Source organism: Acinetobacter rongchengensis (assembly GCF_003611475.1).
GTDB classification, from domain to species: domain Bacteria; phylum Pseudomonadota; class Gammaproteobacteria; order Pseudomonadales; family Moraxellaceae; genus Acinetobacter; species Acinetobacter rongchengensis.
In genome coordinates this window covers 1-10048 of sequence record NZ_RAXT01000074.1, presented here as the reverse complement: position 1 = coordinate 10048, position 10048 = coordinate 1, and the positions used below count along the sequence as shown (strand labels likewise).

The window sequence follows — 10048 nt, the reverse complement described above, 5'->3', positions numbered from 1 at the left end:
CCGTGAGTTTAATAAAATGTGCAATGTACGACAGTGTACACGGCGTATGTACACTATGGCTAGTTATACTTGTTTATGTTTAGGCAAGACAAAAGGCTTAAACCCTTAGAGTTTAAGCCTTTTGTCTGTAAAACTTGGCATATTTTGCTAAGTTTTGGAAGGTATTTGGTGGGATGGCGACAATTGAACTGGTTGTATATATTATTGTTATTTATAAATAAAAAATTATAATAAAATCATAGTGTACATGACAGTGTACAAATTATATGTTGCTAGATCTATTTAGTTTGGTGGATACAATGGGTGTCCAACTGATAGTTACAAAAAAAATTTATGTGTAACCTTAAATTGAAGATAAATTTAGTAATTGATTTAAATTATTTGGAATTCTCATAATGTAATTTAAGAATTTTTAAGCAGAGAGTAAAAATGAATTTTAATGAATGGTATGCGCAATTAGATTTAGAAGGGTTCAGCCAACAAGAAATTGCAAAAATGGCATTTAATTTTGGGCAACAATCGCAAATAAACAACAATAAACCCAATATTTCTGTCGAGGAATATTTGAATATTGGTCATGAACCTAAATTTGTTTCTGAGGAGTATCAATCATGGAAACAGGGACTATCTGATTTTGATGTACTCGAAGCTTACTTTTATGCCATGTCGAGTTTCTTTCAAAACTTGACTGATGATCATGAAACTAACGAATATATGAAATTAATCACACAATATACTGGAACATATATCGCAGATCAAAAAGTAGGTTACTTTGAATAAGATGGCTTCTAAAAATTATGTGAAACTAAATAAACTAGACTTGATAAAAATGTATTAGTTGCGACTTGATCAGACTGTTCTCTATTCTTTTTAGCTACCAAAATTATCAATAACGTAATGAATTTCAAACTCTTATGCATTGACTGCTGATGTTGCTAAGTTGATCCAATATATTGGACCAGCCTTCTCAGCCCTTTGCTTGTAAAAAGGTATATTTGAGTATCGTTCTCTTAATCGTATTGCTGCACGAACAAGGTGTAAATTTGATTCCCCATTTGACTGACAATATTCGTGATACTTAGGCATGTTGCTGAAAATTTTATCATGTGAACTTTCTATGCTACTCACTATTTCAGCTAACTGCTTGTAATCCATTTTCCCAATTTCTGAAATATCCATTTTTCATCCACTTAAAATGTTTTTTTCTAGCTTATAAAAGTAATATTTTGCCAATTGATCATATACAACAAAAGCAAAAAGTACATAGCTTCATGGGGTTGTTTTGCTAAACATGAAAAACAACCCTATCTAAATAAGTGATATTACTCTAAGTTGTTGTTTTATATTGTAAATATTGAGTTATTTATAGATAGTATTAAAAAGAGTTGAAACTAGTTCCTTTTTTGGTAATTTATGCCAATAAGAAAAAAATTATCTTAAAAAAGTTAATTATCTATGGGTTTTATGCTGTGTTTTTGGTGAGTCTATTTTTATTAACGAATTTAAGATAGTTGTAAATGTAGCCATATAAATCGGTTCATGCTCTAGTGTATTTTTATCCTTACAAATTTCATATCTGTAAGGATCGGCTTGGGACTTTAAATTTTCGTTCTAATGCTGTTGAAATCATATACATTTTTAAAATTCTTTATTTACATATAAATACCTTGTATCTCAAATAAAAAAGGTGGGAAAATCTATACATTTAAACATGCCAATAATTGTAATGAAGCTTCAAATTTTGAAATATCCCATAGAAAACCTCAAATTTCAGTTTAATTCATCTTGAGTGCAATAACTGCGATCATCATATAGATCACATCATATTGCGTATACCGCAATTCTAGATACACATAACCATTTTTTAATGCTCCTTATCAAAATACAATGATTTTAACTCAAATTTTTTAATTCAAGAATTTTAGTAGCGGGTAGCTTTTGAATGTGTCTATTTTCTTAAATGACTGTTTTTAAATTTGAAATATGTTTAGAAAATATTTTTTAGATTAGCTTTTGAGGTGAGTTTATCATCTCAAAAGTCCATCAAATATTATTTATTTTAGGTGTAGGCTTATTCATTTGAGAATTATATTGTGAAATAAGACTTTATCTGTAGGTTTGTGCAACAAAGCCGAAGAGATATAAAAAAGCACTCTGCATAAGGGCTGGGTGCTTTTTAGTTGATAAAGTTGTGACGTTGAATGGCACTGCATTTGAACATCAATGTCGGATCAATCAAATTGAGATACGGCGATACTGACGATATTCAGGCTTCCAGAAATTCGCTTCAATCACCTGATGTAACAACTCATCACTCACCATCGGAGCCACATCTGCATCCATCGCCGCTTTTGCCACTTTAAAGGCAATGATTTTTGAAACCTGCTGAATTTCATTAATATCTGGCAACAAATCCTCATCAGGATTATTGAGTTTTGGCGAACAGTCCGCCAAAGCATTGCTCGATGCCATGAGCATACTGTCCGTGACACGGGTTGCCCTTGAAGCCACCACACCCAAACCAATCCCTGGGAAAATATACGAGTTATTACATTGCGAAATTTGATAAATCTTGCCCTGATAATTGACAGGTGCAAATGGACTACCCGTTGCAATCAAGGCACGCCCTTCGGTCCATTGCACGATATCTGCAGGCACTGCTTCCACACGTGAAGTTGGATTAGATAAAGGCAACACAATTGGGGATTCACAATTACTTGCCAAGGTTCTAATCACCTCTTCAGTGAACAATCCTGGTTGACCAGACACTCCTATCAAGACTGTAGGCTTGGCTTGCTTAACCACATCTAATAGTGAGATATGCACTTCTGCATTCCTCCAAGCTGCAATCGCCTCTGGCTTTTGTGCCAATTTACGTTGGAAATCTAGTAAGTTAGGCTGATTTTCAGTAATTAAACCAAAACGATCGACCAAGAACACGCGTGCACGTGCTTCAGCTTCGGTTAAGCCTTCCACCATCATTTGTGCAACGATTTGCTCTGCAATACCACAGCCTGCCGAACCCGCACCCAAGAAGGTAATAGTTTGATCTTTCAATTGCTTGCCTGCAGCACGCGATGCCGCAATCAAACTTCCCACCGATACGGCGGCAGTCCCTTGAATATCATCATTAAAACAGCAGACTTGATCACGGTATTTATTTAACAATGGCATTGCATTGTTCTGTGCAAAATCTTCAAACTGAATCAGTGCTTTCGGCCAACGGCGCTTAATCGCAGCCATTACGTCATCAACAAAATTATAATATTCCTCACCACTGATCCGCGGCTGACTCCAACCCATGTAGATCGGATCATTCAAGAGCTGCGGATTATTGGTACCCACATCTATCGTAATCGGTAAGGTATAAGCTGGGCTGATGCCACCACATGCGGTATACAATGACAGCTTACCAATTGGGATACCCATTCCACCAATACCCTGATCGCCTAAGCCTAAGATTCGCTCACCATCGGTGATGACAATCACTTTGACATTCTTTTTATTCACGTTATTTAAAATGTCATCAATATGCGCGCGGTCAGGATAAGAAATAAAAATCCCACGATGACGGCGGTAAATATCCGAGAAGCGCTGACAAGCTTCACCTACCGTTGGGGTATAAATGATTGGCATCATCTCACTCAAATGATGTTCAATCAGGTGATAAAACAAGGTTTCATTAGTGTCTTGAATATTGCGTAGGTAAATATGCTTATTTATCTCATCATGGAATGTGCAATATTGTTGATATGAACGTTGGGATTGCTCTTCAATCGACTCAACCACATGCGGAATTAGACCATGTAAATTGAAGATATTACGTTCATGTGTTGTAAAGGCTGCCCCTTTATTTAATAACGGAAGTTCCAAGAGGGTATGTGCAGCATAGGGAATGTATAAAGGCTGTTGATTTGCTAAATTTTCCATAGTTATTTTTTATCCCATGACTTAGATGAAAATGTCCATATTCTGTTGAGTCAAAAGTATTTATTTAGGCACATGACTTTGTTGGAGCTTGGGGAAAAATGGGATGTGAAAAATAAACCTTTTACTCTTTCATCCTGAAAAATGCGCTTGTATCTTACGAAGGTGCTACAAGCAGACAACATTTACAGGGAAATGTTGTCTGCTTGTAAATTATTTAATAAAACTCAATTCTTTGCTAATGCGCTCTAGCACAGGCTTTTTCTTAGCTTGGAATTGGATCTTATTTTGTTGAATTAAGTTATTTCCATGGGTATCAATGGAAATAATCAGTGGACCAAATACCTTCACACGGTTAATCCAGAGTGTTTCAGGCATACCTAAGTCTTGCCATTCAGCCCCTTCAATTTCCTCCACTTGAGTTGCAGCCAGTACCGCACAACCACCTGGGAAAATGGCATGTACAGCTTTATGTTCCTGACAACCTGCAACTGTTTCTGGACCCATACCGCCTTTACCAACAATTAGCTTCACACCAGTTTGTTTAATAAATTCACGTTCGAATTTTTCCATACGCATACTAGTGGTTGGACCAATTGAAACCATCTCAAAGCTACCATCGTCCTTTTTACGTACGATTGGACCTGCATGGAAAATTGCGCCCCCTTCCAAATTTACGGGAAGTTCACGACCTTGTTCAATCAGGCGGCGGTGTGCTACATCTCGACAGGTGACTAAGCGACCTGTCAAATACACAACATCACCAATTTTAAGATCCGCTAAATCTTCATCACGCAATGGGGTAGTGAGGACTTTTTTCATAGCACGACTCCTTCGTGTGACAGAATTTCATAAGACATATCTGGGTTAATTTTGATTTTTCCACGACGGTGTGCCCAACAACCAGTATTCACAGCCACGCCGATCGTCGATGGATGGCGGGCTGAAGATTCAATGTTCACTCCCATGACACTGTTATTGCCTGTTAGACCTTGTGGACCAATCCCAATTTCATTTAGACCTTGTTCAAGTAAATCTTCCATGAGTGCTGCACGTGGATTATCACTTTTAGAATCGACTGGACGCATGATGGCAAGTTTAGACAAGCGAGCAGCAGTTTCGACCGAAGTTGAAACACCGACACCAACTAAAAGTGGTGGACAAGCATTCACGCCACGTTCAGTGATCACGTCCATGACAAATTCAGCCACACCTTCATAACCTTGACCAGGCATTAAAACTTTCGCTGCGCCAGGTAGGGTACAACCACCACCTGCCATATACACATCAATGGTACAGCTATCACTGTCAGGTACAATACGCCAGTCGAGCCATGGAATTTGCGTACCAGTATTGGTGCCCGTGTTTTTCTCATCAAAGGTTTCTACGGCATTGTGACGTAATGGACCTGAACGTGTTGCTTCCGCGGTGGCTTCACGTAAGATTTCTTGTAATTCACCTAAAAGCGGAAAATGTGCACCTGCTTCAACAAAATATTGAATCACTCCTGTATCTTGGCAGCTTGGACGATTCAGGCGATCAGCAGCTTCCTGATTTTCATCCATTGAATCGTAAACAGATTTTGCCAGAGGATTGGTTTCTAAAGTCTTGAGTTCAATCAATTTCTTTTTAACATCTTTGGGTAAACGTTTACCGATATAGGCGGTAAATTTGGCCATGGTGTCCGTAAGGGACTGTACGGCAAGATCTTTGTTCATGGGAGGCTCCTTGTTAAGCGTTCAATTCAGTCAATTAATTCAAAAATAGGGGTTAGGTGTTACTTAATTCAGCTGCACTGGCTTTGTCTTTTTTTTGCGTAAAACTTAAGACTAAGGTGATAACAGTAGAGAGAATCAATAAACCTGCGACGAAATACAGACCACCAGTAAAACTGCCCGTTTGATCTTTAACCCAACCAATCATGGCTGGACCTGCAAAACCACCAAGGTTACCAATCGAGTTAATGGTAGCGATGCCTGTGGCAGCAGCAGCACCAGATAAGAACATGGTAGGCATGCTCCATAGTGGTGGCTTAGAACAGCTAATGCCGACATTGACAATGGTGAGTGCAGCAATTAATCCGATTACACTGCCAGTACCTGCTGCAATCACTAAACCAATGGCAGCGGTAATACACGCCAACGCCACATGCCAAGTACGTTCATTGGTTTTGTCAGAATGGCGTGACCATAAAATCATGGCAACTACAGAGACAATCGGTGGAATTGCGTTTAATAGACCGACTGTCATTGAGCTGACACCTAGTTCTTTAATAATTTGTGGTGCCCAAATTCCAAGGGTATACAGACCTGCGGAGGTACCGAAGTAGACCAATGCCAATGCCAGTACACGCGGGTTGGCTAAGCCACGAATAATACTGTGATGTTGCTGGGTACTTTTGCCTGTATTTTCAGCTTGCATGGTCTTCACTAGCCAATCACGTTCATCCTGGCTAAGCCAAGTTGCTTTCTCAGGTCGATCGGTCATGTAGAAGAACACTACGACACCTAGAATAACGGCTGGAAATGCTTCAATCAGGAACATCCATTGCCAACCTGCCAAGCCCATAATGCCGTGCATTTCCAGTAAAGCCGCAGAAATAGGAGAGCCGATTGCGGTTGCAATTGGAGCAGCAGCCATAAAGAGTGCGATCACTCCAGCACGGTTACGGGCAGGAAACCAAAAGCTAAGATACAGAATAATGCCTGGGAAAAAACCAGCTTCGGCTATGCCAAGTAAAAAACGCATCACATAAAAACTGGTTGAGCTTTCGATAAAAGCCATGCCCCCTGCAATAATGCCCCATGTAACCATGACGCGGGCGATCCAAATGCGGGCACCAACTTTATGTAGAATAATGTTGGATGGGACTTCAAATAAGAAATAACCTAAGAAGAAAATACCAGCGCCAAACCCAAGAATTGAAGAGGTAAAGCCCAAATCTTCTTTCATGGTAATAGCAGCAAAACCAATATTGACGCGGTCAATATAAGCAATTAAATACAAAATCATGATAAACGGGACGATACGCCACGTGATTTTACGTATAGTCCGTTTTTCGATATCCATGTCCATGGCTTATCTCCATATAAGTAGCGATTACCTCCCGATCTAGTGGGTGAACACCAAGATCGAGTTTGGCGAAAAGGCTCCCCGTTGTTTCACCGTTTTCCTTACACGGTGGACTTTAAGACTCGCTAGAGTTTCCTTGCTCGAGTGAGATAATTTGTTTGGGGGGTAACGTGATATGGATAATAGAGACTTTGCAAAACGGATGAATCGATATAAAGTTAAATCACTATTGCAAAAAACTGAATAATCATGAACTCAGATACAGAATTAGCATTCTTCTGTTTACTAATAAAACAAGGAAGTTTGGTTGCAACTGCGCGTGAATTAAATTTGACCCCACCCGCAGTATCACGACGTTTAACGCAAATGGAAGAGCGCTTGGGCGTGCGTTTGCTGAATCGAACCACAAGACGTATTAGCCTGACGCATGAGGGTGAAATTTATTATGAAAATGCGCTACGGATTTTAAAAGAAATTGAAGATATGGAACGTCGAGTGTCGAGTACCCGATTCGCACCCAAAGGTTTAATTCGTATCAATGCTCCTTTGGGATTTGGACGATCTTATATTGCGCTAGCCATTTCAGATTTTGCGAAAATATATCCAGAAGTTAAATTCCAATTACAACTTAGTGATCGTCCAGTAAATCTTCCTGATGAAGCGATCGATGTAGTGATTCGCTTTGGTGAAATTCCAGATTCAAGACTGATTGCCCAGAAACTTGCTGCCAATAGGCGTTTGTTGTGTGCTTCGCCCTTGTATTTGAAAAGTGTAGGGATTCCTAAAACTCCACATGATTTGACTGCCCATCAATGTATTGTGATTCGGCAGAATGAGGCAGCTTATGGCAATTGGCGTTTAAGTTTGGGCGAACAGGTCGAAACCATTAAGGTACATGGCAATTTAAGTACCAATGATGGTGAGGTGGCACTGAACTGGGCACTAGATGGGCAAGGGATTTTAATGCGCGCAGAATGGGATGTGGCAAAGTATTTACGCAGTGGACGTTTAATTCAAGTATTAGAACAGTACAATACGCCGTCAGCAGATGTGTATGCTGTGTATTTAGAGCGGCTACAAGATTCACCGCGAGTGGCATACTTTTTAAATCACCTTAAAGAATATTTGGCGCAGCATGTGGATAATTTGGTACAACATAGACGACTTGCTTGAGAAATAAATGCTATTTTGTCTTTTAATGATAAGTGCATGATATGGATTTAAGGCAATTTCTAATCGTAAAAAAACCAAGACTGTTCATAAACAATCTTGGTTTTAAAACGGCTTTGTTGAGTAATGATAATTAATGTTTTGATTGCTAAAGCTCAGAAGCCATTACCCTCAGCAATTAAATTGCCTAATGGAAATATGCAATTCTTAGTCGCCATCGTTATTACTAATGAAGAAATGCAATGGTCAATGAAGAATGGGCGTGATGCTTTATTGAACAAACTCATTGATGCTGGGGTAGAACAGATCAGTGACCGAAAGAGGTCATCAATACTAAAATAGTGAATAATAAAATGTATATTCACTTCTAAATCTTGGCTTAATGGCTTAATTGGGCTGCAAGCCTCATGTAGTAAAGCTTTTCATTTAGCAAGCACCTTAAAAATGATTTGGCATAGTGGCTTAATCAATATGAGTTTCTTACTCGTTAAGCCATTATGCCAATCTGCTAAATGATATATTGCTTAATGTAATCTCTTTTATAGCAAGGCTTTCATGGTGATTAAGCCATTAAGCCGTACTCTCTAGTAAAATAGGATTAATTGAAACATATCGAACTCTTGATATTTCCTCTATTTTTAAATAGTGACTATCAATAAGCTCACCTAAAACAGGTTCTAATTTTTGTTTACTTCCTCGCATAGGACGAGGGCAACTGTTCATAAAACTAGAATATGTTAGTTTGTCTATTTTCTTGTTAATACAGTATTTTGCGAACCATTTAATCAACCGTTCAGCATCACTTTCGGTTTTAACTTCAATATCCGCATACATCGCCCATTCATTGAGTGAGTGCTTAACGACTTCACACGCTCCTTTTAGCGTACTTGCATCAATCCATTGTAAACCCTGAAAATAAGCGAACACGGTCGCTAAACGCCGTGCGAGTTGACTGGCACGACTGGCAAATGCCTGTAGATATTCATAGCGTTTACCTTTGCCTTGTAATTCCTCAAACATATTGTAAAAGACAAGGTCTATCTCTCTTGCTTGGTCATTCATTGGGATGACATAACGCCCGTTGAAAAGCTCTTGATTTGCCATTGGTCGAGGGCAGTCATCAAGTAAGTATTCGCAACGTGTCCAGTAGGCAATTAATCTATGGTCATGATTGGCACTCTTAGATTGATAAACTGCATCCTGTAGGCGTGTACCTGCTAAATTTTCAGGAATGGTTAGAATGAATCTAGGTAAAAAGCCTTGTCCTCTTAATAGTGGGTCTTTGAGTGCAACGGCTAAAACCTCATGCTGCCCTTGTAAATTGAATGTCAAACGAACATCATAGGCTCGACCACTACCGTTTAAATTGGACTTAGATCGAGTACGCTCCACAAAACCATCATTAAATAACTTGGCATATCCTCCAATAGCTTGAGTACGTGTATCGCCTTTCATGGTGTAGCCACCAAAGAATTGACCTGCTTCATCACTGGCAATAGAGGCGTTATTCAGTACGCCATCCACGTAAAGCCCTGCAATAGATTCAAGTGTTATGTCGCTATATAGAGTACTTGGGTCATGGGGTGGTGGATTCTCGGCACAATAGGCTTCACGATCCTTTTTGTTTAATGAAGCTTGTCCGCTTTTCCATTGTTCAAGGTCACGGCGATACTGTTCATATTGTTTACGTTCATATTGAATAATGGCTTTGTCTGCCATATTTCGGCTTGTACTCTTACGGCTACCGCTTTGTCCCTCAGTGAGTAAATACAAACTACATGGCTCACCTTGAGCATTAAACGGATGTGGTGCATTTACATAAGCTTGAGCGATATGTGACATAGCACCAATGACACATTGAGCAGACATAGCGATAGGC

Annotated in this window: 9 protein-coding genes; 3 read left to right on the top strand and 6 right to left on the bottom strand. The window is 39.2% G+C overall.

Annotated features, from left to right (window positions below; genetic code table 11):
- Window positions 1-429: 429 nt before the first annotated feature.
- Complete coding sequence (locus D7V20_RS17545; protein WP_120385256.1) at window positions 430-780, top strand: hypothetical protein; 351 nt, start codon at window positions 430-432, stop codon at window positions 778-780.
- Window positions 781-912: 132 nt separating this feature from the next.
- Here the strand turns inward: D7V20_RS17545 and D7V20_RS17540 are convergent, their stop codons facing one another.
- From D7V20_RS17540 to D7V20_RS17520, 5 genes are all read right to left on the bottom strand, one after another.
- Entirely contained in the window at window positions 913-1179 is a 267-nt protein-coding gene (locus D7V20_RS17540) for a hypothetical protein (protein ID WP_120385255.1), read from the bottom strand.
- A gap of 1056 nt (window positions 1180-2235) precedes the next feature.
- A complete protein-coding gene (locus tag D7V20_RS17535; protein ID WP_171407855.1) occupies window positions 2236-3930 on the bottom strand; it encodes an NAD-dependent malic enzyme in 1695 nt (564 codons plus the stop codon).
- 210 nt (window positions 3931-4140) lie between these two features.
- Window positions 4141-4749, bottom strand: a complete 609-nt coding sequence (gene ttdB / locus D7V20_RS17530; protein WP_042088959.1) for a L(+)-tartrate dehydratase subunit beta — start codon at window positions 4747-4749, stop codon at window positions 4141-4143.
- Complete coding sequence (gene ttdA / locus D7V20_RS17525; protein ID WP_042088960.1) at window positions 4746-5645, bottom strand: L(+)-tartrate dehydratase subunit alpha; 900 nt, start codon at window positions 5643-5645, stop codon at window positions 4746-4748. The genes ttdB and ttdA overlap by 4 nt, the downstream gene beginning before the upstream one ends.
- Window positions 5646-5697: 52 nt before the next feature.
- Complete coding sequence (locus D7V20_RS17520; protein WP_120385253.1) at window positions 5698-7002, bottom strand: MFS transporter; 1305 nt, start codon at window positions 7000-7002, stop codon at window positions 5698-5700.
- 246 nt (window positions 7003-7248) lie between these two features.
- Here D7V20_RS17520 and D7V20_RS17515 point away from each other — a divergent pair, with 246 nt between their 5' ends.
- Both D7V20_RS17515 and D7V20_RS17510 read left to right on the top strand, forming a co-directional pair.
- Window positions 7249-8172: a LysR family transcriptional regulator gene (locus D7V20_RS17515; RefSeq protein ID WP_042088963.1), complete on the top strand. Its 924-nt coding sequence runs from the start codon at window positions 7249-7251 to the stop codon at window positions 8170-8172.
- Window positions 8173-8295: 123 nt separating this feature from the next.
- Window positions 8296-8511: a suppressor of fused domain protein gene (locus D7V20_RS17510; RefSeq protein WP_120385252.1), complete on the top strand. Its 216-nt coding sequence runs from the start codon at window positions 8296-8298 to the stop codon at window positions 8509-8511.
- A 228-nt stretch (window positions 8512-8739) separates the two neighbouring features.
- Here D7V20_RS17510 and D7V20_RS17505 read toward each other — a convergent pair.
- Window positions 8740-10048: DUF3987 domain-containing protein (locus D7V20_RS17505; protein WP_120385251.1), on the bottom strand; the 1309-nt coding region annotated here is incomplete at its 5' end.

What these genes read in the sequence shown, in the direction of transcription:
- D7V20_RS17545 (WP_120385256.1), top strand. Translation starts at nt 430, where the DNA reads ATGAATTTTAATGAATGGTATGCGCAATTAGATTTAGAAGGGTTCAGC.
- D7V20_RS17540 (WP_120385255.1), bottom strand. Translation starts at nt 1,179, where the DNA reads ATGGATATTTCAGAAATTGGGAAAATGGATTACAAGCAGTTAGCTGAA.
- D7V20_RS17535 (WP_171407855.1), bottom strand. Translation starts at nt 3,930, where the DNA reads ATGGAAAATTTAGCAAATCAACAGCCTTTATACATTCCCTATGCTGCA.
- ttdB (WP_042088959.1), bottom strand. Translation starts at nt 4,749, where the DNA reads ATGAAAAAAGTCCTCACTACCCCATTGCGTGATGAAGATTTAGCGGAT.
- ttdA (WP_042088960.1), bottom strand. Translation starts at nt 5,645, where the DNA reads ATGAACAAAGATCTTGCCGTACAGTCCCTTACGGACACCATGGCCAAA.
- D7V20_RS17520 (WP_120385253.1), bottom strand. Translation starts at nt 7,002, where the DNA reads ATGGACATGGATATCGAAAAACGGACTATACGTAAAATCACGTGGCGT.
- D7V20_RS17515 (WP_042088963.1), top strand. Translation starts at nt 7,249, where the DNA reads ATGAACTCAGATACAGAATTAGCATTCTTCTGTTTACTAATAAAACAA.
- D7V20_RS17510 (WP_120385252.1), top strand. Translation starts at nt 8,296, where the DNA reads ATGATAATTAATGTTTTGATTGCTAAAGCTCAGAAGCCATTACCCTCA.